Raw genomic sequence first — 21,581 nt, 5'->3', positions numbered from 1 at the left:
CGACACCGTGACCAGCACCGAGGACCCCACCACGACCCCGCCCACCGAGGACGCGTCCCCGGCGACCGACCCCACCGCCGCGGCCGCCGCCGCGCGCGGGTGGTTGCCGTGCGACGTCGACGAGCTGCGCGCCACGTTCCTGTTCGAGCATCTCACCGACCCCCAGCTCGCGTGGTTGTGCGCGACCGGGCACGTCGAGCGGCACGACGCGGGCTGGCTGTTCCACGAGGGCTCGCCCGCCGAGGCGTTCTACGTCCTGCTCGACGGCGGCGTCGCCCTGTTCCGTCGCGTCGGCGAGGACGAGGTCGAGGTCTCGCGCACCCGTCAGGTCGGGGTCTACCTCGGGGCGTGGAACGCCTACCTGGGCGACCGCTTGCCCCAGACCTACCTGCACTCGGCACGCGCGCTCGAGCCCTCGCGGTTCTTCGTCCTCGCGGCCCACGACTTCGCGAAGCTCATGACCGAGTGGTTCCCCATGGCGGTGCACCTGCTCGAGGGCGTGTTCTGGGGCACGCGCGACGCGCAGCAGCTCGTCGGGCAGCGCGAGCGGCTGCTCGCCCTCGGGTCCCTGTCCGCGGGGCTCACGCACGAGCTCAACAACCCGGCCGCCGCCGCGGTGCGCGCCACCGGGACGCTGCGCGAGCGCGTCGCCGCCATGCGGCACAAGCTGGCGCTCATCGCCGACGGCCCCTACGACCGCGCCACGCTCGCCGAGCTGATCCGGCTCCAGGAGGAGGCCCTCGAGCGGTACGCGGACACGCGCACCGCGGAGGCCGTCGGCGCCCTGGAGACCTCCGACCTGGAGGACCGCCTCACCGACTGGCTCGACGACCACGGCCTGCCCGAGGGGTGGCGGGTCTCCCCCGCGCTCGTCCAGGCCGGCATCGACGAGCCGTGGCTCGACCGCGTCGCCGCGCGGGTCGACGCCGGCGCGCTCACCGGCGCGGTGAGCTGGCTCGCGTACACGATCGAGACCGAGCAGCTCATGGCCGAGATCGAGGACGCCACGGTGCGGATCTCCACGCTCGTCGGGGCCGCCCGCCAGTACTCCCAGCTCGACCGGGCGCCGTTCCGGCCCGTGGACCTGCACGAGCTGCTCGACTCCACACTGACGATGCTCGACCACACCCTCGACGGCGTCGAGGTCGTGCGCCGCTACGACCCCGACCTGCCCGCCGTGCCCGTGTACGCCGCCGAGCTCAACCAGGTGTGGACCAACCTCGTCGAGAACGCCGCGCAGGCCATGGCCGGCACCGGCACCCTCACCGTGACCACCCGGCGCGTCGACGACCACGCCGAGGTCGAGGTAGCCGACACCGGCCCCGGGATCCCCGACGACGTGCGCCCCCGCATCTTCGAGCCGTTCTTCACCACGAAGCCCGTCGGCCAGGGCACCGGGCTCGGCCTCGACATCTCGTGGCGCATCGTCGTGAACAAGCACCACGGCGACCTCGCCGTGACGTCCGTGCCGGGCGACACGCGGTTCGTCGTGCGGCTCCCGCTCGAGCCCGCGCCCCCCACGCCCGACGGGCGCGCGTGACGGCCCCCTCCCCGGCGGCGGGGACGTCGCCGGTCGGCGAGGAGCGCCACGCCTCCTGGCTCGAGCTGTTCTTCGACCTCGTCGTCGTCGCGGGCATCGGCATGCTCGCCCACCTCCTCCAGGAGGACCACGACGGCGGCGGGCTCGCGCTGTACGTCGTGGCGTACACGGCGTTCTGGCTCGTGTGGGCGTGCTTCACCACGTACGGCAACGTCGCGGGAGAGGGTGCGCGGTCCCTGCCGATCCTCGCCGGCATGGCCGCGCTCGCCGTGATGATCGCCGCCGTGCCGGGCATCCACGACGAGCACGCCCAGGCGTTCGCCGTCGCCTACGTCGTGGGACGCCTCGTCGCCGCGCGCCCGTGGCGGCGCACGACCGTCGTCGTCGACCTGCCCGTCGTGCAGGCGCTCGCCGGGGTCGTGCCCTGGATCGTGTCGTGGTGGGCCGACGGCCAGACCCGCTACGTGCTGTGGGGCGTCGGCCTCGCGATCGACCTCCTGCTGCTCCTCACGCTCTCCGGCGAGCGGCTCGTGCGACGCGCGCAGGAGCGCCTCGACGAGGTCCGCGAGCGCCGGGGCCGGGGTCGGGAGCTGGGCGGGCGTCGTGCGCGGCCCGGCGCGCCGGACCGCGGGCGGCGGCGCGGCCTGGAGGTCCCGACGACGGTCGACGCGGCCGCGAGCGACGTGCCTCACCTCGGCGAGCGGCTGGGGCTGTTCGTCATCATCGTGCTCGGCGAGGGCCTCATCCAGGCGATCGACGCCGCGAGCGAGGCCGAGTGGGACCGTTCCCTGCTCGTGGCGGGCGCAGGGGCGTTCACCCTGCTGGTCGGCCTGTGGGCGCTCACGGTGCGCTCGGGCTACGCGGGCGTGGCGCTCCTGCGCCCGGCCGGCGTGCCGCCGCGCGTCGCGTGGTTCCTGCACCTCGTGACGACGGGGGCCCTCGCCACGCTCGCGGGCGCGCTCGGGGGCGTCCTGGACCGCCCGGCGCGGGCGCTCGAGCCCAGCGAGCTCGCGCTGCTCGTCGGGGCGTTCGCCGTCCACGGGCTGGTGTCCGCGGGCGTGCACGCCGTGCTGCGCGACGTCCGCACGGCGCTGGTCCTCGCCGTGCCCGTCGTGGCCGCCGGGGCGCTCGCCACGTTCGGGGGCGGGTCCGTCTCGGCCGCGGGGCTCGTGTGGGTCCTGTCGGCCGCGCTGCTCGTCCAGCTCTCCGGTGCCGGGCGCGCGAAGCGGCCGACGTCGGGCGACGCGGCGTCGGGCGCGGACCTCGGCACGGGGCCGGGCGCCGAGCCGGGTGCGGCGGCGTCGGAGACGGACGTGCGGGACGACACCTGACTCCTCCCCGGCGCAAAGGCGTGGACGTCGCGCGCTCGCGGGCATAGCCTCATGGCGTCCGGTCGAGACCCGCCCGGACGCTCGACCATGACGACCGGTGAAGGGCAGGTGGACCCGCGTGACGCACGAGCGGTCCGTCGACCCGTCCCGAAGGGCGCTCCTCAGGTAGACGACGTGCGTCGTCCACCTGCAGAGCCGTCCTGGGGCACCGTCCTGGGGCGGCTCTCGTCGTCCCGGGGCACGGCACGCGACGCACGACAGGAGGAGCGACGATGAGCGAGGTGGTCATCTACAACCTCGGCGGCAGCCAGGAGCTCGGCCGCGTGTCGTTGCGCCACGCGATCCGCATGCTGCACCGGCAGGTCGCCGAGGTGCTGGAGGCCGTCGAGGGCGAGACGTTCGGGCCCTACCAGCGCCCCCGGTCGGTCGCGCTCGTGCGGTACGTGCACGCGCGCTGGGTGTACGAGCGCCAGGGCCGCGTCCCGTACTCGCGCGCGGCGCTCCTGCGCCGCGACCGCTACCGCTGCGCGTACTGCGGGGGCACCGCGACGACGATGGACCACGTCGTCCCGCGCTGCCAGGGCGGCACGACGACGTGGCTCAACGCCGTCGCCGCGTGCGAGCCGTGCAACGCGGCCAAGGGCGGGCGCACGCCCGAGCAGGCGGGCCTGCGGCTCCTGTCCAGACCGTTCGAGCCCGCGTTCCGCGACATCTACCCGTCAGCGCCCGCCCCGCGCAGACGCTGACGGGACACCGGCCGGCGCGCCCGGCCGGTCACGGTCTGCCCGGCCGGTGGCGGTGACACCGGCCGGGCCGGCCGCGCCCGAGCGGGCCGGGCTGCCCGGCGCCCGCGAGCGCGGCGGCGTCCGGGACACCGGCCGCGCCCCTCCCTCCTGGTGGAGCCGGTCCGCGTCACGCACCCACCTCGGGTCCCGGACCGCGCGAGGGAGCCCACGATGGCGACGGTCCGGATCGGGACGTTCAACGTCGAGAACCTGTTCGAGCGACCGCGCGCGATGGCGGGCCCGCTGACCGTGGGGAACGCGGTCCTGGCGGCGCACGCCCGGGTCAACGCCCTGATCGCCGAGGAGCGGTACGACCCCGACGTCCGCGCCGAGATCCTGGAGCACCTGGAGACGCTCGGCCTGCTGCGCGCCGACGCCGCCGCGCTCGCGCTGCTGCGCCAGGTGCGGGGGCGGCTCGTGCGCCGCACCGGGTCGCAGGCCGCCGGGACCGCCCGCACGGAGGTGGTCGCGACCGGGCGGGGCGACTGGGTCGGCTGGGTCGACCTCGTCAAGGACCGGATCGACGAGCTCGCGATGGTGCACACGGCGCGCGTCGTGGCCGACGTCGGCGCGGACGTCCTCGCGGTCGTCGAGGCCGAGAGCCGCGTCGCGCTCAAGCGCTTCACCGACGCGGGCGTCACCCGCTCCGGGCGCGCGCTCTACCCGCACGTCATGGTCATCGACGGCAACGACGACCGCGGGATCGACGTCGGGCTGCTCACCCGGCGACCGTACGAGATCGGGACCGTGCGCTCCCACGTCGACGACCGGGACTCGCGCGGCCGACTCGTCTTCGGTCGCGACTGCCCCGAGTACGTCGTCACGCTGCCCGGCGGCGGCACGCTCACCGTGCTCGTCAACCACTTCAAGTCCAAGGGGTACGGGACGCAGGCCGAGTCGGACGCGACCCGGCGCCGCCAGGCGACCCGCACCGCGGCGATCTACGCCGGCCTGCGCGCCCGCGGCGAGGAGCACGTCGTGGTCGTCGGCGACCTCAACGACACCCCGGGGTCGGTGCCGCTGCGCCCGCTCCTCGAGGGGACCGACCTGCGCGACGTGAGCGTGCACCCGGACTTCCGGGGCGACGGGCGCCCCGGGACGTACGGCAACGGGACCGCGAGCCAGAAGATCGACTACGTCCTGCTCTCCCCCGCGCTGTTCGAGCGCACCGTGGGCGGGTCCGTCTTCCGCCGGGGCGTGTGGGGCGGGAAGGACGGGACCCTGTTCCCGCACTACGACACGATGACCTCGCCGGTGCACGCGGCGTCCGACCACGCTGCCCTGTGGGCCGACGTCGACCTCGCGTGACGAGCCCGGCCGGGCGCCCGGGGCGGTGGGCGCCCGGCCGGGGCGTCAGTCCGCGCGCGCGAGGGCGATCGTCGTGGAGCCGCGCTGGCCGGCCTCGTAGAACATGTGCAGGCGGCCTTCGACCTCCACGAACGACGGCGCCGCGGCGCGCCCGTGGTCCGGTGCGGCGGACCCCGAGTCGTACAGGACGCCGAGGTGGTCCTCGCGGTCGAAGCCCGTCCCGACGCGCGCGACGTGGATGTTGCCCGAGCCCGCGTGGTACACGACGTGGCCCCCGCCGTTGCGCGACCAGTAGTGCGCCCCGGACACCTGCCCGCCCTCCCCCGCGGCGGGCGTGATGAGCGGCTCCGGCTTGACCTGCCAGCCGGACGTCAGCGCGTGCGACCAGCCGACGTAGATCTTGCGCGTCCCGCCGTGGTTGCCCATGAGCAGCATGACGTAGACCCCCGACTGCGTCGGGTGCGGGAAGACGCGCGCGTACGACGTCTCGCTCACCCCCGGGAGCATGTACGTGCCCACGACCCGGTTGTGGTACGTGAAGCTGCGACCGTCGGCGGAGCTCGCGACCCGGGTCGTGTGGTTCTCGCCGTGGAAGAACAGGTAGATCCGGCGGTCCGCCGGGTTCCAGAACGCGTCGGGGCTCGACACGTGGCTCACGTCGAAGCCCGCCCAGGTGCGCGGGATGATCGGGTTGGCGGGGTGCTCGCGCCACGGGCCGGTGACGGAGTCCGCGTAGGCCAGGCAGATGCCTCCCGGGGCGTCGTGCGGGGCGTAGTACATGTACCAGCGGCCGAGCGGGTTCTCGACGCGCCCGGCGACGTACCGGACCGAGGGGAAGATCAGCTCGTTCGTCGGGTTGTACCGCAGCGTGCTCCGGTCGAGCGGCTGCCCGAGGTAGCGGAACGTCGGGAAACCGGGCACCGCCGCGTGCGCGGGCGCCGGGGCGGCGATGCCGCCCACGGTGCCGGCGAGCGTGCCGGTCGCGGTCGCCGCGCCGAGCACGACGGCACCGCGCAGGAGCGCGCGACGGGTCAGGGGACGAGGGACGGGTGGGCGAGGTTCGTCCGGCATGCTGCCTCCACGGTGAGAGAGCGGGTGGGACGGTAGCCACTCTCATGACGGCCCGTGACCAGGGTCAACACGATAATGAGAACTGCCGAACGGCCCGACGGCGGGCGCCGCACGGGGGCGGGCCGACCCGGAGGCCGCCCGCCGACCGATGAGTCCGCGGGGCGTCCCGGGTCTCCCCCTCGACCGCGCAACAGGGACGAGGAGGATCCATGGCCAAGGTGATCGCCGGCGCGACGGTGTCGCTCGACGGGTTCGTGCAGGACGCCGCCGGGAGCAGCGCCGCGCTCTACGCGGACTTCGACACGCTCGTGGGCAGCGACTACATGCGCCGGCTCCAGGACGAGACCGGCGCCGTGCTCATGGGGCGACGCACGTTCGACGGCGCCGAGGACCCCGACAGCTACGCGGAGGACTACGAGTTCCAGGCGCCGATCTTCGTCGTGACGCACCACCCGCTGCCCGTCGCGCCGCGCCGCAACGAGCGGCTGTGGATCGAGTTCGTCACGGACGGGGTCGAGGAGGCGGTGCGCCGCGCCGTCGAGGCCGCCGGCGACCGCGACGTGACGTTCGTGGGCGGCGCGGACCTCTTCCGCCAGCTCCTCGCGGCGGACCTCGTCGACGAGCTCGCCGTCGACGTCATGCCGGTGCTCCTCGGCGGCGGCGTCCGCCTGTTCGACGGCGGCGTCCCCGCCACCCTGCAGAAGGTCAGCGTCGACGAGGTGGGCGTCCGCACCGCGCTGCGCTACCGGGTGGTGCGCGACGCCGGACCGGCGTAGGCCCCACCTCGCACCTGGGGGCGGACCGCACCGCGGTCCGCCCCGCGAGCGCGCTCAGGACCGGCGGGCCAGCCCCGGTGCGGCCGCCGCGACGAGCAGCGCGGTCGCCGCCGCGAACACGACGACCATGAGGCGCAGCGGCTCGACCGTGAGCGACAGCCCGAGGAGCAGGACGGGGACCGCGAGCCCCACGTACGCGACGAGGAAGACCCCCGCGAGGACCTCGCCCCGGCGGTCCGGGTCGGCCAGCGACCCCGCCGTCGCGAGCGCGGCCCGGAAGAGGATGCCCACGCCCGCGCCCGCGACGACGGCGCTCGCCACGAACCCGGGCAGGCTCGCGGTGCCGACGGAGACGGCGAGCAGGGCGAGCCCCGCGAGGGTCAGCGCGACGGCGAGCGCGACCTGGCGCCGGCGGACGAGCCGGCCCGTCGCGAGCTGCGCGACGGCGGCCGTGGCGAACACCGCGGCGGAGACGAGGCCCGCGACGAGGCGCGACTCCTCGTGCATGACCGTCGCGAGCACGCTCGGCGTGAGGGACGTGAAGAGGCCGAAGACCGCGAACCCCGCGAACGCGGCGGCGGCTGCGGCGGCGAACGTGCCGCGCCCGGCGCGCGGCACGGCGACCCGCTGCGGGCGGTAGCGGTACGGGGCGGCGGCGGGCGCCACGGTCTCCGGCACGAGCGCGGCGGCGAGGACGGCGGCGGCCAGCAGGACGGCGAAGGCGACGTACGGCGTCGTGAGCGGCGCGGGCGCGGCCTGGGCGAGCAGCCCGCCGACGAGCGGGCCGAGCGCGAGGCCGCCGATGTTCGCCAGGCCCGCGACGGCGCTCGCGTCCGCCGGGCCGCCGGGGCGGGCGGCTGCACGGAGCTCGGCGAGGTGCGCGGTCGCCGTCGCGGTGACGGCTCCGATCCCCACGCCCGAGACGAGGCGCGCGACGACGAGGCCGCCCAGGCCGTCCAGCAGCAGGAACAGCACCGCCGCGACGAGCTCGGCCACGAGGCCGAGGAGCAGCACGCGACGACGGCCGAACCGGTCGCTGAGGTGCCCGACGAGGTAGAGGCTCGCGGCGACCCCGACGGCGTACGCGGCGAAGACGACGGTCACGGCGACGGTCGGCAGACCGTCGCGCGCCTGGTAGAGCGGGTAGAGCGGCGTCGGGACCGTCGAGAACGCCATCGCCGTCGCGAACGCGAGCGCCACCACGAGGAACCCGGACCCGTGCGACACGAGCGGCCGCGCGCGCCGCGCACGCGGTGGCCGGGAGGGCCGCTGCGCGTCGTCCGGTCGCGCGGGTGCGGAGCGGGTCGGGGGTGCCGAGGTCGTCGTCATGCGTCCACGGTGCGCCGGGGCCCGTGATCGTGTCCAACGACTTCTATCGATCCCTCTGATCGCGTTTACCGATGTCAGATCGGTAGGGTGAGCGGCATGGAGACGCGCCAGCTCGAGTACTTCGTCGCCGTGGCCGAGGAGCTGAGCTTCACGCGCGCCGCCGCGCGCGTCTTCGCCGTCCAGTCGAGCGTCTCGGCGGGCGTGCGCGCGCTCGAGGCGGAGCTCGGCGCCCGCCTGTTCGAGCGCACGCGGCGCTCGGTCGCGCTCACCTCGCAGGGGGAGGCGCTCCTCCCCCGGGCCCGGGCGGTGCTCGACGCCGTGGACCAGGCCCGCGCCGCCGTCGCCCCCGGACCGCACCACGTGCGCGGCACCGTGCGGCTCGGGGTGTTCACGAACCTCGGGTATCTCGGGCTGCCGCGCACCCTGGCCGCGTTCCGCGACCGGCACCCCGGCGTCGTGCTGCGCCTCACGCCGTCGCCCGCCGGGTCGACGGGCCTCGGGGAGGACGTGCGGCGCGGCGTCGTGGACGTCGCCTTCACCGGGCTGGGGCCCGAGGACCATCCCGGCCTGCGCTACACGCGCCTGACGTCGTCGACCTTCGTCGCGGTCCTGCCCGCCGACCACGCGCTGGCCCGGGCGCGGTCCGTCGCACCCGGCGACCTGGCCGACGAGCGCGTGGTGACGACGCCGCGCGGGTTCGGCAACCGCGTGGTCGCCGAGCGGGCGTTCGCGCACGCGGGCGTCGCGCCGCGCGCGGACACGGAGGTGGCCGACGTCGGGGACCTCCCCGCGTTCGTCGCCGCCGGGTTCGGCGTAGCAGTGGTCCCCGCGGACATGTACGAGCCCGCGCCCGGCGCCGTCGCCGTACCGCTCGACGCACCGGAGGCGTGGTCCCTCGGACTCGTCACGCGGCCGCACCCCGGCGCGGCCGCGGCGGCGCTCGTCGCGTCCCTCGTCGCCTCGCTCGTCACGGAGGCGGAGCGGGCTCCGGGGGCGACGACAGGCCCCGCGCCCGCGGACCCGTCCGGGCCGCGCTGATAGCATCGACGCGTGCTCATCGAGGTCGACAGACTCTAGCCGCCGAGCCGTCGGCGGCCCGCCCCAGCGCACCCCTCGCCCCCGCTCCGCCCCGTCGGAGCCCTCTGCGGCGACCCTGGCCCGGCTCGTGCCACGGCCCCGGCGTGCATGGACGACGCCCCACCGCTCCCGCCACCGGCGGCCCGTCCGCGCGCCCGCGCGACGACGTCCCGCCCGACCTTCCCGGCACGACCACGCCCGCGGCACCGCGGGCCGAGGAGCACACCCATGTCCACCCTGCACCGGTCCGCGGTGACGCTGACCGACCTCACGTTCGAGTGGCCCGACGGCACCGTCGCGCTCTCCCACCTCTCCGGCACGTTCGGCACCGGCCGCACGGGCCTCGTCGGCGACAACGGCGCCGGCAAGTCCACGCTGCTGCGCCTCGTCGCCGGCCTGCTCGCGCCGACGTCCGGGCGCGTGACGACCACCGGCGACGTCGCCTACCTCCCGCAGACGCTCACGCTCGGCCTCGACGCGAGCGTCGCGCGCCTGCTCGGCATCGACCGCACGCTCGACGCCCTGCGCGCGATCGAGTCCGGCGACGTCGACGAGCGGCACTTCGACGCCGTCGGCGACGACTGGGACGTCGAGGCGCGAGCGGCCCAGGCGCTCGCCGAGATCGGGCTCGACGGCGTCGGCCTCGACCGGCGCGTCGGCGAGCTGTCCGGCGGCGAGGCGATGCTCGTCGCGATCAGCGGCCTGCGGGTGCGGCGCAGCGCCATCACGCTGCTCGACGAGCCGACGAACAACCTCGACCGCGGTACGCGCGCCCGGCTCGCCGCGCTGGTCGACGACTGGCCCGGGACGCTCGTCGTCGTGAGCCACGACCTGGAGCTGCTCGAGCACGTCGACGAGACCGCCGAGCTGCACGCGGGCACGCTGACGACGTTCGGCGGCCCGTACAGCGCGTGGCGCGCCCAGCTCGAGGCCGACCAGGCCGCGGCGGCGCAGGCGGCGCGGACCGCCGAGCAGACGTTGCGCGCCGAGAAGCGCCAGCGCGTCGAGGCCGAGACCAAGCTCGCACGCCGCGAGCGGACGGCGCGGACCGCCCAGGCGAACCGCACCGGCTCGCGCATCTCCATGGGGCTGCGTGCGTCCGCGGCCCAGGTCTCGGCCGGCTCGATGCGCCAGGGCCTGGACGCCAAGGTCCAGGCCGCGCAGCAGGCGCTCGACGCGGCGGCGGCCCGGGTGCGCGACGACGAGCACGTGCGCCTCGTGCTGCCGGACCCGGACGTCCCGCACGGCCGTCGCCTCGCCGAGCTGCACGGGACGAACCGCACGGTCGTCCTCCAGGGACCCGAGCGGGTCGCGCTCGTGGGGGCCAACGGCACCGGCAAGACGACCCTCCTGGAGAACCTGCTCGCGGGGCGCGCGCCCGAGCCGGGGCGCGCCGGCGGGACGCTCCTCACCGACCGGGTCGGGTACCTCTCGCAGCGGCTCGACGGGCTCGACGACGCGCGCAGCGCGCTCGACAACGTCCGCGACGGCGCCCCGGGGACGGCTCCGGGCACGGTCCGCAACCACCTCGCACGCCTGCTCCTGCGGGGGTCGGCCGTGGATCGCCCGGTGGGCACGCTGTCGGGCGGGGAGCGGTTCCGCGTCGCGCTCGCGCGGCTCCTGCTCGCCGACCCGCCCGCGCAGCTCCTCGTGCTCGACGAACCGACGAACGACCTCGACGTGCGCAGCGTCGAGCGGCTCGTCGAGGCGTTGTCGGGCTACGCGGGCGCGCTGCTCGTGGTGAGCCACGACGACGGGTCCCTCGCCCGCCTCGGGGTCGACGTGCGGCTCGAGCTCGACCGGGACGGCGCGCTCCACGAGGTGCCCGCGGGCGTGGCGGACCCCGCCCGCTGAGCGCCGGTCCGGGGCGCCCCGCTCGACGGGTCGCCCCGGACCCCGGACGATGGAGCCGGGACCACCGGCCGGGAGGGGGACCCGTGGGCTGGTACACCGAGCACGTCGTGGGCACGGGCCGCGCCCCGGCGCTGTTCGCGCTCGTCGGGTTCGTCGTGACGTTCGTCGTCGTGCGGTCGATCACGCGCCGCATCCGCGCCCGCACCGAGGCCGCCGCAGCGACGACCACGGAGGCGCCCGGGCGCGAGCCCGCGGACGACGACCGGTCGCCGTCACGACGACCCCTCCTCGGGGACGTGTCGATCGGGGGCGTCCACGTGCACCACCAGGTGTGGGGCATCCTGCTCGTGCTGCTGACCGGCATGCTCGAGTTCCGCTACTCCCCCGGGCACCCGTGGTCGGAGGTGCTCGCGCTCCTGTTCGGCGCGGGCGCCGCGCTCGCGCTCGACGAGTTCGCGCTGTGGCTCTACGTCGACGACGTCTACTGGTCCGAGGAGGGTCGGCGCTCGATCGACGCGATCCTCGTCGGCGGGGCGCTCGGCGGGGCCCTTCTCCTGTCCGCGTCGCCGATCGGCACGACCTCGGACGGCACCTCCGGCGGCTGGCTCGCCTTCACCGTGACGGTCGTCGTGCACCTCGCGCTCGCGTTCGTGTGCGTCCTCAAGGGCAAGCTCGCGACGGGCCTGGTCGGCGTGGTGGTCCCGGTCGTCGCGCTCGTGGGCGCGGTGCGGCTCGCGAAGCCGTCGTCGTTCTGGGCCCGACGCCGGTACGGGCGCCGGCCGCACCGGCTCGCCCGCGCGCAGGAGCGGTTCGGGGCGCGCTACCGGGCGCGCCGGGAGCGCGTACGGAACCTCGTCGGCGGCCGGGCCGACGACGACCCGCCGTCGGCGTAGGCCAGGGCCGTCAGGTCAGGTCGGGCGCGGCCCGCACGACGGCGGCCATCGCGGCGGTCGCCGCGGCGTCGGCGTCGGCGTACCACCAGCCCGGGCTCACGACCCGCGCGTGGTCGTTGAGGGCGGCGAGCACGTCCAGCACCGCAGTGCCCAGGGCCCGCGCGTGCGGCGTGAGGCCGCCGCGGATCTTCAGCTGACCGAGCACGATCGCGATCTGCGCGCGGGCCTCGGCCGCGAGCGCCACCTCGTCGACGTCCCCGCCGCGGAGCCGGTCCACGGCGCCCTGCCGACCGGCCGCCCAGACGTCCTCGGGGACCCCGAGGTCCCATGCGGCGAGGAGGCCGTCGACGAAGGCGGGCAGCGCGTCGTCGCGCCCGTCCGCCGCGTACCACTCCTCGAGGTCGCGCAGCGCGTCGTGCCCGGAGTCGTTGCCGAACGGCGCGAGGTCCTCGCCCTCGTCGTAGAACGGCTCCGGCGCGAGGGACACGAAGGCGGGGTGGCTCGTCGCGGGCGACAGACCCTCGTCGGGGTCGTCGAGGAACAGCGTCATGGGGGCGACCCTAGACCGGCGCGGCGGGTGCCGTCGCGCGCGCCCGTCGTCGGGGCCGCCGTGCGGACCGACGGGCCCGCGCCGCGGGAATCCCCTCGATGCGCAGGCCACGCACGTGCCAGGGTAGGCGCATGACCGACGCCACCGACCTGCGCCCCGACGCCCTGGAGCGGGTCGCGTGGCCCGTGCGGACCGCTCGCCTGACGCTGCGCCGCGCCCGGCCGGACGACGCGGACGCGCTGTTCGCCTACCGCAGCCTGCCGGAGGTGGACCGGTGGCTCACGCAGCGGTTCACCGCGGTCGAGGAGTGGCGCGAGCACCACGTCGAGCCGGGGCGGCTCGCGACGACGCTCGTCGTGGAGCACGAGGGCGCCGTGGTCGGGGACCTCTACCTCGCGGTACGCGATGGCTGGGCGCAGCGCGACGTCGTCGACCGTCCGCACGACGACGAGGCCGAGATCGGCTGGGTGCTCGACCCGGCGCACCAGGGGCAGGGTTACGCGACGGAATCCGTCCGGGCGCTCCTGCGGGTGTGCTTCGAGGACCTGGGGCTGCGGCGCGTCGTGGCGAGCGCGTTCCTCGCGAACGAGCCGTCGTGGCGGCTCATGGAGCGCGTAGGGATGCGGCGCGAGGGCGTAGGGGTGCGCGACTCCCTGCACCGGGACCTGGGCTGGGTCGACGGCGTCGTGTACGCGCTGCTGGCCGACGAGGCGCGCGCGGGCGCTTGACCCTGACGCGACGTCAGGGCGCAGGCTGCCCGCATGACCGACACGTTCCCCGCCTTCGACCTCTCCCCCGTCCCCGCCCCGGGGCCCGACGCCGTCGCCCCGGAGCCGTTCCGCGGCATCTACGGCATGCCGCAGTTCGTGACCGTCCCGACGGACGACCTCGCGGAGTCCGTCGAGCTCTGGACGCGCGGGCTCGGGTTCTTCGACCTGTTCTCCGTGCCGGGCGGCATGGTGCACCTGCGCCGGTGGGCGTTCCAGGACGTGCTCCTCGTCCCGGGCACCCCGGCGCCCGACCTGCCGGCCCTGACGGTGAGCTTCTCGTGCGTCCTGTCGCAGGTCGACGCGATCGTCGCCGCGTGCGAGGCGGTGACGCCCGGCTGCACGACAGGCCCGCGCGAGATGCCGTGGGGGTCCGTCGAGGTCGAGGTCCGCACGCCGGAGAACGCGCGCGTCGTCATGACGGCGGCGCGACCGTTCGTCGCCGGGAGCGACTCCGCCCGGTTCCTGGAGGGCATCGGGATCGAGGCACCCGCCCCGTGAGCACCGCGGTGGTCGCTGCGCCACGGAACCACCACCGGCCCGCTGCCCGGCGGACGGGCGTGCGAACGCGGCGCCGGGGTGTGAGGCTGTGATCCCCGCCGCCGCACCACCCTCCCAGGAGCCCCGCATGCCCGCCTCCCCCGCCCCCACGGCGGGCCCCTCCCTCGCCGCCCCGGGACGTGGCGCGATCCTCGCGGGCGACGCGGTCCGGGCTGCGGCCGCGCTCAGCGTCGTCGCGGCCGGCGCGGCGCTCGACGGCGTCGGCGTCGCGCTGTTCCTGCTCGTGCTCGGCGGGACGATGGTGCCGCGCGCCCTCGGGGTGACCGGCGTGCTCGACGTCGGCTACGGAGCTGCGCTGCTCGCCTCCGCCTGGGCCGCCCAGCTCGAGTGGTACCGCGCGGTGCCGTGGCTCGACCTGCCGGTGCACGCCGTGTGCACCGGGCTCATCGCGGCGCTCGCGACGGTGACGCTCGTCCGGGTCGGGGCGCTGCCCGCCCCGCACACCGACGACCGGCCGTGGCGCACGGGCGTCGTCGTGGTGACCACGGGTCTCGGGGCGGTCCTCGCGATCCTGTGGGAGCTCGGCGAGTGGGCCGGGCACACGTTCCTCGACGACCGGATCGGCGTCGGCTACGGCGACACGGTCACCGACCTCGCGACCGGGCTGCTCGGCTCCGCCGTCGCCGGGGTCCTCCTCGCGCGCGGCACCGCGCTCCGCAAGGACCGACCGTGACGCCCCGCACCGCCCCGACCGTGTCGGTCGTCGTCCCGGTCCGCGACGACGCCGCCGCCCTCGATCGCTGCCTGGCGCGCATCGCGCAGCAGACCGTCGCGCCGCTCGAGGTCGTGGTCGTCGACAACGCGTCGCGCGACGAGTCGGCGCTCGTCGCGCGGCGCTGGGGTGCCGTCGTCGTGCGCGAGGACCGCGTCGGCATCCCCGCCGCCGCGGCGACCGGGTACGACGCCGCACGCGGCGACGTCATCGCGCGGCTGGACGCCGACTCGCTCCCCGACCCGGGGTGGGTGCAGCGCGTCGTGGACCGCATGGCCGCCGACCCGACGCTCGACGCGATGACCGGCACCGGCACGTTCGACGACCTGCCGCGCGGCGCGCGTGCCGCCGTCGCGATCGTCTATCTCGGCGCGTACTACGTGCTGTGCCACCTCGCGCTCGGGCACACCGCGCTCTGGGGCTCGTGCATGGCCCTGCGCCGCTCGGCGTGGACCGCCGTGCGCGACGCCGTCGTGCGCGACGACCCCGAGGTCCACGACGACCTCGACCTGTCGTTCCGCCTCGGCCCGGGCCGACGCACGGTGCTCGACCGGTCCTGGCGCGTCGGGGTGTCGGCGCGCTCGCTGCGCGGGCGACGCCAGCGCCGTCGCCGCATGGACCGCGCGTGGCGCACGCTGCGCCTCAACTGGACGGTCGCGCCACCGTGGGAGCGGTGGCGCGACCGCTGGCGCTGACGTGCACGGCCAGCGCCCGGCCCGCGCCCGGACCCACGCTCAGTCCGCGTTGCCGCGCCAGGTGCGCCGCCGCGTCGTGCCCGGGGCCTCCTCGCGGTCGAGACGCGCGAGCAGCGCCGCGAGCGCCGCGGCGATCGGCTGACCGGTCGCGTACTCGACGAACAGCCACTGCCCGGCCGGGTTGATCTCGAGGAACACGTAGTCGCCCTCGGGCGTGCGGCGCAGGTCGACCGCCCCGTACCAGAGGCCGAGCACCTCCATGAGCCGCAGGAGCGCGGTGGCGACGTGCTCGGGCAGGTCGTGGACCGACGTCGGGCAGTGGTGGGTGTCGACGCGGAAGTCGTACGCGTACGCCGACTCCTCGGTGCGCAGCTCGGCCGCGAACAGCTCCGTGCCGACGATCGTCACGCGCACGTCCGACCCCGCGACGGCCTCCTGGAAGATGACGGGCGCGTAGCGCACGCTCTCGATGAGCGCGAGGTCCGCCTCCCGTACGGGGCGGGTCTCGCGCCACGTCGCGGGCGTGCCGCTGAACGGCTTGAAGATCACGCGCCCCGGTTCCCGGTGCAGGAACTCCCGGGCGCGGGCCGGGTCGTTCGTCATGCACGTGCGCGGCACGCGCAGCCCCAGGCGCGCGGCGACCTGGAGCTGCCACATCTTGCGGGACCCTGCCTCGTCGCGGTCCGGGTCGTTGACCCACGTGGCGGGCAGGCACGACCAGAGCCCGGACACCGCCGCGGCCACCTCCCCGTGGGCGAAGCCGCGGTCCTGGGCGGAGCGCAGGTCGTCGTGCAGCGCGAACGGCTGCGGGCGGCGCCACCACACGGCGCGCAGCGTGGTGGTGTCGACCGCGCTCACGCCCTCGGCGCTCGTGTCGACCCAGTCGGCGCGCCACCCCGCGGCGTCCTGCGTCGAGGTGAGCGCCACGTCGCGAGGCGCGTGCCCCGTGTCGAGGAGCACGTGGGGCGCGCCGAGCGCGTCCAGGTGGCGGACGACCTCCGTGGTGTGGAGGTCGTCCGCGTGCGACACGATGCCGATCATCGCGGTCTCCCGGTCCGGTCCGTGAGCGAGGTCGCCAGAGTCACTGCCCGGCCTGGAGCTCGGCGAGCGTCGCCTCGACGGCCTCGAGGGTCGCGCGCGCCTCGGCGACGGCCTCGACGAGCGCGCCGACGACGTCGACCGCCTCGCCCGGACCCTCCTCGTCCACGAGCGACTCCGCGCCCTGGACGAACGGCCGCGCCCCGGCGAGCGCGCCCGCCTGCACGAGCCGCCCGATCGCGGGGTTGACCACGGGGTCGAAGAGGTCGCCGGGGTCGAAGACGCCCTCCTGGAGCGTGTCGCCCGGCCCGGTCCCGACGTCGCCCGCGATCCCGGTGCCGACGGGGTTGTCCGCGGCGAAGCGGGTGTCGCCCTGGAAGACCGAGTCGAGGGCGCGCGGCGTACCGCCCTGGTCCCGGAGGAACGACGTCGCGATCTGGTCGGCGACCGTGTGCGAGTCGGCCTGCCGGATCGTCAGCACGTCGACGGCGCGGGCGGTGTCGGCGCCCAGCAGCGTGCCGACCTGGTCGGCGGCCCTGACGGTCGCGATGACGTCCTGCGCGAGGGACGTGAAGCCGTCGTCGGCGGTCGCGGTGCGCGCCCCGTGGGGCAGGGCCTGGAGCGTCGGCGAGACGGCGCGGATGCCCGCGATCGCCGTGCCGAAGTTCGACCCGGTCCCGGCCGCGTTGCAGCCGCCGTTCGTGTGCACGCCGACGAGCTCGCCCGCGGGCCCGAGGATCCCGGACCCGGAGTTGCCGCCGAGCGTGTCGATGTCGTCGTACCGGACCTGGTTCGTCGTGACGACCGTCGCCGGGCCGGCCTCGACGCGCTTGGGCATCCCGGCGGGGTGGCCGATGATCGCGAGCATGTCGCCCACCGCCGGGTTGGCCGTGGCGACGGCCGTGAACCCGTAGGTGTTCCCCGGGTCGCCGCCCACGCGCACGACGGCCATGTCGAGGCCGCCGAGCCGGTACTCGACGAGCGCGACGATCGGGAAGCTCTGCTCGGTGCGCAGGACACCGGACGGGTCCACCTGGAACAGCACGTTGACGTGCATGCTCATGGCGATCTGCTGCGGGGTGATGACCTGCATCGACCCGTTCTGCCGGGGCAGGACCCAGCCGTCCGCGCTCTGGTCGAACAGGTGGCCGCACGTGAGGACCAGGTCGGGCGCGATGAGGGTGCCGCTCCCCCAGCGCACGCCGTCGACGTTACCGGGGTTGGTGAAGACGCCGCCGAGGCCCGAGTTCCACTGGACCTGCACGGCCTGCTTCTGGTGGGCGTCCACGTACGCGCGCGTGACGCCGAGCGTGCCGTCGTACTGCTCGACGGGCTGGGAGTCGTCGGTCGCGCCGCAGATGGACTCGAGCATCTCCGCGTACGTGGGCTCGTCGCCCGCGATGGACTCGAGCGTCAGCGGGATGCGTTCGGGCAGCGGCGGGTACAGCGCGTCGACGGTGTCGGGCGTCTGCGGCACCTCGCGCCGGCTCGGCTTCCGTGGTGCCGACTTCTTGCTTCCGGGCATGGGTTCCCCCTCGGTTCGGTCCCCCTGCACCTGGAGGGAGGCCGCGGGGTCCCGGCACGTACACCCGCGTCAGCGGTGCGAGCACGGGACCGACGACCGGATCGGAGGCGGTCCGGTCGCCGGTCCCGTGCTCGCCGGTCGACGTCCCGATCAGCGGGGCGCCGCGACGTCCAGCACCCAGGTCACGCCGAAACGGTCGGTGAGCATGCCGTACGCCGGCGCCCAGTCGGACGACGCGAGCGGCGCGACGACGGTCGAGCCGTCGACGAGCGCGTCCCAGTAGCCGCGGACCTCCTCGACGTCGTCGCCGCGCACGGACACGAAGAACGGCGCCTCACCCGGGCTCCAGGGTCGGTCGGCGGGGACGTCGTAGGCCATGACGCGGAACCCGCTCGGGGCGCTGACCTGGCCCCAGACGACGAGGTCGCCCGCCGCCGGGTCGGCAGCCTGGCCGAGGTCGCCGTACGTCGTGACGACGAGCTCTCCCCCGAACACGGACCGGTAGAGCTCGAGCGCGGCGCGGGCGTCGCCGCGGAAGTTCAGGTGCGGGGTGGTCTGGACGGACATGAGGACTCCTCGGGAGGCTCGTGACCCGCGGCGGTCGCCGCGGGCCGCGCGCCGGGCCGACGACCCGGGCGCACCCCACGACTCTCGCGCTCCATCAGGACGGATCGGGTCCGCATTCTGCGGGAGCATGGAGCCATGACCGAGACGTCGCGCCGCACCCTCCTGCTGCTCGCGCTGCTCCAGTCGCGCCCGGACCGGACCGGGCCGGAGCTGGCCGCGCGTCTCGGCGTCGACGCCCGCACGGTCCGGCGCGACGTCGACCGCCTGCGCGAGCTCGGCTACCAGGTCGTGGCGACGCGCGGACGCGTGGGCGGGTACCGCCTCGACGCGGGCGCCGAGCTCCCGCCGCTCCTGTTCGACGACGAGCAGGTCGTGGCCCTGGCCGTCGCGCTGCGGACGGTCACCGCGAGCGGCGTCGGCGACGACCTCGCGGAGGCGTCCGTCCGGGCGCTCACGACGGTCCGGCAGGTGCTGCCCGCCCGGCTGCGGCACCGCGTCGACGCGGTCGACGTCACGACCGTCGCCCCGACACCTGGGCGCCCGGCCGTCCGGGTCGACCTCGACGTCCTGCTCGCCGTGAGCGCGGCGGCGCGCCGCCGGGAGGTGCTGCGCTTCGACTACGCGACCGTGGCGCTCGACGCGCCACCGGAGGCGACCCCCGACGCGAACCCGGACGCGAGCCCCGGCGCGGCATCCGGGACGGTGCAGCCCGACGACCCGCGCACCGGCCCCCGGCCGCCCCGCCGCGCCGAGGTGCACCACGTCGTCGTGCACGACGGGCGCTGGTACGCCGTGGCGTGGGACATCGACCGCGACGACTGGCGCACCTTCCGGCTCGACCGGATGACGCCGCGCACGCCGACGGGACCACGCTTCGTCGCGCGCGAGGTGCCCGGCGGCGACGTCGGCGCGTTCGTCGCGGCGCGCTTCACGGGCGCCGTCGCGGGCGCCGTCGCGGGCCCTGTGCCGTCCGCCGGCAGCACGGCGACAGGAAGCACGGCGACGGGCAGCGCGGCGCAGCAGGCCTCGGGCGCGGCGGTGACGTCCAGGAACCCGGAAGCCCGGGAGACACCGGCCGCGCGGTGGCCGTGCCAGGGCTGGGCCGAGCTCGCCGCCCCGGCACGCGCGGTCGCGCCGTTCGTCGAGGACGGCACGGTCGAGGCCGTGGGCGCGGAGCACTGCCGGGTCACGCTCGGGTCGTGGTCGTGGGTGGCGCTCGCGGCCCGGGTCGCGGCCTTCGACGCCGACGTGCTCGCCGCGGGCCCGGCCGACCTCGTCGCCGCGTGCGACGCCGTCGCCCGGCGCCTCGGCGCAGTCGCCGGGCGGTGACCCCGGCGCACCCGAGACGCTGCGCCGTCGGCGAGGCGAGCCCACTGACCCGGCCGTAGCGTGGAGCGACCCGCCCCCGGCAGATCGGACCCGCCATGAACGCACCGGCACGCCACGACGTGCTCGTCCTCGGCGGCGGCAACGCCGGGCTCTCGCTCGCCGGGCGCCTGCGCCGCGACGGCTGCCCCGACGTCGCCGTCGTCGACCCACGCACCACGCACCAGTACCGGCCGCTGCTCTCCTACGTCGCGTCGGGCATGGCGACCCTCGACGACCTCACGCGGCCGCAGGAGGACGTCGTGCCCGACGGCGTGCGCGTCTACCCCGACCGCGTCGTCAGCGTCGATCCCGAGCGCTCGCTCGTGCACCTCGCGGGCGGGCGCACCCTCGGCTACGGGGACCTCGCGGTGTGCCCGGGGTCGGAGGTCGACTGGGACGCGGTGCCCGGCGCCGAGCAGGCGATGGGCACGCCGCACGCCGCGACGAGCTACCTGCCCGACCTCGCGCCGAAGACGTGGGAGCTGCTGTCGTCGCTCACGTCGGGCACGGTGGTGTTCGCGATCTCGGCGCGGCACGTGCCGTGCTTCCCGGTGGGCCTCAAGCCGCTGTTCGTCGCGGCCGACCACTGGCGCCGTGCCGGCGTCCTCGACGCGATCCGGATCGAGCTCGCGGTCGAGTCGCCGCGACTCGTGGACGACCCGCGGGCGGAGCCCGCGCTGCGCGCCGCCGCCCGGCGCTACGGCGTGCGGGTCCGTACCGCGACGACGCTCGTGTCCGTCGACGCGGCCCACCGCACGGCCCGCCTCCGCGGGCCGCACGGGATCGACGAGGTCTCGTACGACGCGCTCTACGTCGCTCCGCCGCACCGCGCCCCGGCGTGGGTCGCCGCGAGCGGGCTCGCGACCTCGGAGAGCGACGGGTTCGTCGCGGTGGACCCCGAGACCCTCCAGCACGTCGCGCACCCACGCGTCTGGGGGCTCGGCGACGCCGCGGCGGTCGACGCGATGCCCTCGGGCGGCGCCCTGCGCCGGCAGGTGCCCGTCGTGGCGCGCAACATCCAGGCCCGACGGCGCGGCACCCCGATGCAGCGCTACGACGGCTACTCGGTCGCGCCCGTCACGACGTCGCGCGACCGTCTCCTCCTCGCGGAGTTCGACCGCGACCGCCGACCCGACCCCGGGTTCGGCGTCGTCGACCTCGCCCGCCCGCGCCGCAGCCTGCTGCTGTTCGACCGCTACCTGCAGCCCACGATCTACTGGCGGCGGCTGCTCCAGGGCAAGGTGTCCTGACCCGCGGCACGCCGCAGCACGAAGAAGAACGGGCGGCCCATGCCGCGCGCCTCCATGCAGCCGACGACCGTGTCGTCGTCGACGGCACGCAGCGCGTCCTCGACGGGGAGCGCGTCGTAGGTCATCGCCGCGGTCACGACGCCACGGTGCACGACGGCGCGCACCCGAGCCCGCGGAGCGCGCGTCCGGGTGAGCGGCAGCAGCGCCCGCACGACCCGGGCGACCCGGGGTCGACGCAGCGCCGGGGCCGCTCGCAGCACGAGCGGGAGCGGCACGAGCGCGGGGTTCACGTCCACGACGTCGCCGCCCGGGCCGTCGAACAGGAGGGGGTGCGCGTCGCCGCCGGGCTCGAACCGCTTGCCCGCCCAGCCCAGGGCCTCGAGCGTGCCGTCGAGCACGTGCCCCGTCGGCAGCCCGGAGCCCCACCAGAACCCTGGGAGCGCATCGCCGTCGACCGGCGCGAGCGTGTCGAAGAACGCGAGCGCAGCGTCCGGCGTCGTGCCGCGCGCGAGGTCGTCGAGCGTGCCGGACGGCGAGCGCTCCGGCCGCACGGTGTCGGGGTCGGTCATGCGTCGCTCCTCCGT

Annotated in this window: 21 protein-coding genes; 14 read left to right on the top strand and 7 right to left on the bottom strand. The window is 76.1% G+C overall.

Features of this window, described 5'->3' with window-relative positions:
• The first annotated feature begins 7 nt into the window (after positions 1-7).
• The 4 genes from ABIE39_RS03390 (at position 8) to ABIE39_RS03375 (ending at position 4,964) form a co-directional block, all read left to right on the top strand.
• A complete protein-coding gene (locus ABIE39_RS03390; protein WP_354050453.1) occupies positions 8-1,540 on the top strand; it encodes an ATP-binding protein in 1,533 nt (510 codons plus the stop codon).
• Positions 1,537-2,871 carry a low temperature requirement protein A gene (locus tag ABIE39_RS03385; RefSeq protein WP_186810403.1) on the top strand — a complete coding sequence of 445 codons (1,335 nt, stop codon included), beginning with the start codon at positions 1,537-1,539 and terminating at the stop codon, positions 2,869-2,871. The genes ABIE39_RS03390 and ABIE39_RS03385 overlap by 4 nt, the downstream gene beginning before the upstream one ends.
• A gap of 272 nt (positions 2,872-3,143) precedes the next feature.
• Positions 3,144-3,617 carry an HNH endonuclease gene (locus tag ABIE39_RS03380; protein WP_074806508.1) on the top strand — a complete coding sequence of 158 codons (474 nt, stop codon included), beginning with the start codon at positions 3,144-3,146 and terminating at the stop codon, positions 3,615-3,617.
• 210 nt (positions 3,618-3,827) lie between these two features.
• Entirely contained in the window at positions 3,828-4,964 is a 1,137-nt protein-coding gene (locus ABIE39_RS03375) for an endonuclease/exonuclease/phosphatase family protein (RefSeq protein WP_354050451.1), read from the top strand.
• Positions 4,965-5,009: 45 nt separating this feature from the next.
• Here ABIE39_RS03375 and ABIE39_RS03370 read toward each other — a convergent pair whose 3' ends face one another.
• A complete protein-coding gene (locus ABIE39_RS03370; protein ID WP_354050449.1) occupies positions 5,010-6,035 on the bottom strand; it encodes a hypothetical protein in 1,026 nt (341 codons plus the stop codon).
• Between the two features lie 209 nt (positions 6,036-6,244).
• Between ABIE39_RS03370 and ABIE39_RS03365 the strand changes: the two genes are divergently transcribed.
• Positions 6,245-6,811 carry a dihydrofolate reductase family protein gene (locus ABIE39_RS03365; protein WP_354050447.1) on the top strand — a complete coding sequence of 189 codons (567 nt, stop codon included), beginning with the start codon at positions 6,245-6,247 and terminating at the stop codon, positions 6,809-6,811.
• A 54-nt stretch (positions 6,812-6,865) separates the two neighbouring features.
• On the opposite strand, the gene ABIE39_RS03360 is transcribed toward ABIE39_RS03365, so the two are convergent.
• Positions 6,866-8,140 (bottom strand): MFS transporter, encoded by a 1,275-nt coding sequence (locus ABIE39_RS03360; protein ID WP_354050445.1) that lies wholly within the window; start codon positions 8,138-8,140, stop codon positions 6,866-6,868.
• Between the two features lie 96 nt (positions 8,141-8,236).
• Between ABIE39_RS03360 and ABIE39_RS03355 the strand changes: the two genes are divergently transcribed.
• From ABIE39_RS03355 to ABIE39_RS03345, 3 genes are all read left to right on the top strand, one after another.
• Positions 8,237-9,178 carry a LysR family transcriptional regulator gene (locus ABIE39_RS03355; protein WP_209829195.1) on the top strand — a complete coding sequence of 314 codons (942 nt, stop codon included), beginning with the start codon at positions 8,237-8,239 and terminating at the stop codon, positions 9,176-9,178.
• A gap of 267 nt (positions 9,179-9,445) precedes the next feature.
• Positions 9,446-11,071 carry an ABC-F family ATP-binding cassette domain-containing protein gene (locus ABIE39_RS03350; protein ID WP_354050443.1) on the top strand — a complete coding sequence of 542 codons (1,626 nt, stop codon included), beginning with the start codon at positions 9,446-9,448 and terminating at the stop codon, positions 11,069-11,071.
• Positions 11,072-11,154: 83 nt separating this feature from the next.
• Entirely contained in the window at positions 11,155-11,964 is an 810-nt protein-coding gene (locus tag ABIE39_RS03345) for a hypothetical protein (protein ID WP_209829197.1), read from the top strand.
• Between the two features lie 10 nt (positions 11,965-11,974).
• Here ABIE39_RS03345 and ABIE39_RS03340 read toward each other — a convergent pair whose 3' ends face one another.
• The gene (locus tag ABIE39_RS03340) at positions 11,975-12,514 is read right to left on the bottom strand and encodes a hypothetical protein (protein ID WP_354050441.1); all 540 of its coding nucleotides are present in this window, start codon (positions 12,512-12,514) and stop codon (positions 11,975-11,977) included.
• A 131-nt stretch (positions 12,515-12,645) separates the two neighbouring features.
• Here ABIE39_RS03340 and ABIE39_RS03335 point away from each other — a divergent pair, with 131 nt between their 5' ends.
• From ABIE39_RS03335 to ABIE39_RS03320, 4 genes are all read left to right on the top strand, one after another.
• On the top strand, positions 12,646-13,242 hold the full coding sequence (locus tag ABIE39_RS03335) for a GNAT family N-acetyltransferase (RefSeq protein WP_354050439.1): 597 nt from the start codon (positions 12,646-12,648) through the stop codon (positions 13,240-13,242).
• Positions 13,243-13,275: 33 nt separating this feature from the next.
• Complete coding sequence (locus ABIE39_RS03330; RefSeq protein WP_354050437.1) at positions 13,276-13,782, top strand: VOC family protein; 507 nt, start codon at positions 13,276-13,278, stop codon at positions 13,780-13,782.
• A gap of 127 nt (positions 13,783-13,909) precedes the next feature.
• Entirely contained in the window at positions 13,910-14,515 is a 606-nt protein-coding gene (locus tag ABIE39_RS03325) for a DUF2238 domain-containing protein (protein ID WP_354050435.1), read from the top strand.
• Positions 14,512-15,249, top strand: a complete 738-nt coding sequence (locus ABIE39_RS03320) for a glycosyltransferase (protein ID WP_175008514.1) — start codon at positions 14,512-14,514, stop codon at positions 15,247-15,249. Before ABIE39_RS03325 ends, ABIE39_RS03320 begins: the two co-directional genes overlap by 4 nt.
• Before the next feature lie 39 nt (positions 15,250-15,288).
• Here the strand turns inward: ABIE39_RS03320 and ABIE39_RS03315 are convergent, their stop codons facing one another.
• The 3 genes from ABIE39_RS03315 to ABIE39_RS03305 form a co-directional block, all read right to left on the bottom strand.
• Positions 15,289-16,290 (bottom strand): MvdC/MvdD family ATP grasp protein, encoded by a 1,002-nt coding sequence (locus ABIE39_RS03315; RefSeq protein WP_175008513.1) that lies wholly within the window; start codon positions 16,288-16,290, stop codon positions 15,289-15,291.
• Between the two features lie 40 nt (positions 16,291-16,330).
• On the bottom strand, positions 16,331-17,812 hold the full coding sequence (locus ABIE39_RS03310; RefSeq protein ID WP_354050433.1) for a trypsin-like serine peptidase: 1,482 nt from the start codon (positions 17,810-17,812) through the stop codon (positions 16,331-16,333).
• 150 nt (positions 17,813-17,962) lie between these two features.
• The gene (locus ABIE39_RS03305) at positions 17,963-18,379 is read right to left on the bottom strand and encodes a VOC family protein (RefSeq protein ID WP_354050431.1); all 417 of its coding nucleotides are present in this window, start codon (positions 18,377-18,379) and stop codon (positions 17,963-17,965) included.
• A 135-nt stretch (positions 18,380-18,514) separates the two neighbouring features.
• Here ABIE39_RS03305 and ABIE39_RS03300 point away from each other — a divergent pair, with 135 nt between their 5' ends.
• Together ABIE39_RS03300 and ABIE39_RS03295 are read left to right on the top strand one after the other, a co-directional pair.
• Positions 18,515-19,708 (top strand): helix-turn-helix transcriptional regulator, encoded by a 1,194-nt coding sequence (locus ABIE39_RS03300; protein ID WP_354050430.1) that lies wholly within the window; start codon positions 18,515-18,517, stop codon positions 19,706-19,708.
• Positions 19,709-19,803: 95 nt separating this feature from the next.
• A complete protein-coding gene (locus ABIE39_RS03295) occupies positions 19,804-20,997 on the top strand; it encodes an NAD(P)/FAD-dependent oxidoreductase (protein WP_354050428.1) in 1,194 nt (397 codons plus the stop codon).
• On the opposite strand, the gene ABIE39_RS03290 is transcribed toward ABIE39_RS03295, so the two are convergent.
• A complete protein-coding gene (locus ABIE39_RS03290; protein WP_175008508.1) occupies positions 20,961-21,566 on the bottom strand; it encodes a DUF4334 domain-containing protein in 606 nt (201 codons plus the stop codon). The two genes, ABIE39_RS03295 and ABIE39_RS03290, sit on opposite strands and share 37 nt — an antisense overlap.
• Positions 21,567-21,581: the final 15 nt, after the last annotated feature.

Origin of the sequence: Cellulosimicrobium sp. 4261 (genome assembly GCF_040546915.1) — a bacterium.
GTDB lineage: Bacteria > Actinomycetota > Actinomycetes > Actinomycetales > Cellulomonadaceae > Cellulosimicrobium > Cellulosimicrobium cinnabarinum.
Note: the sequence above shows the minus strand (reverse complement) of the source record. Positions and strands in the feature narration are given on the sequence as shown.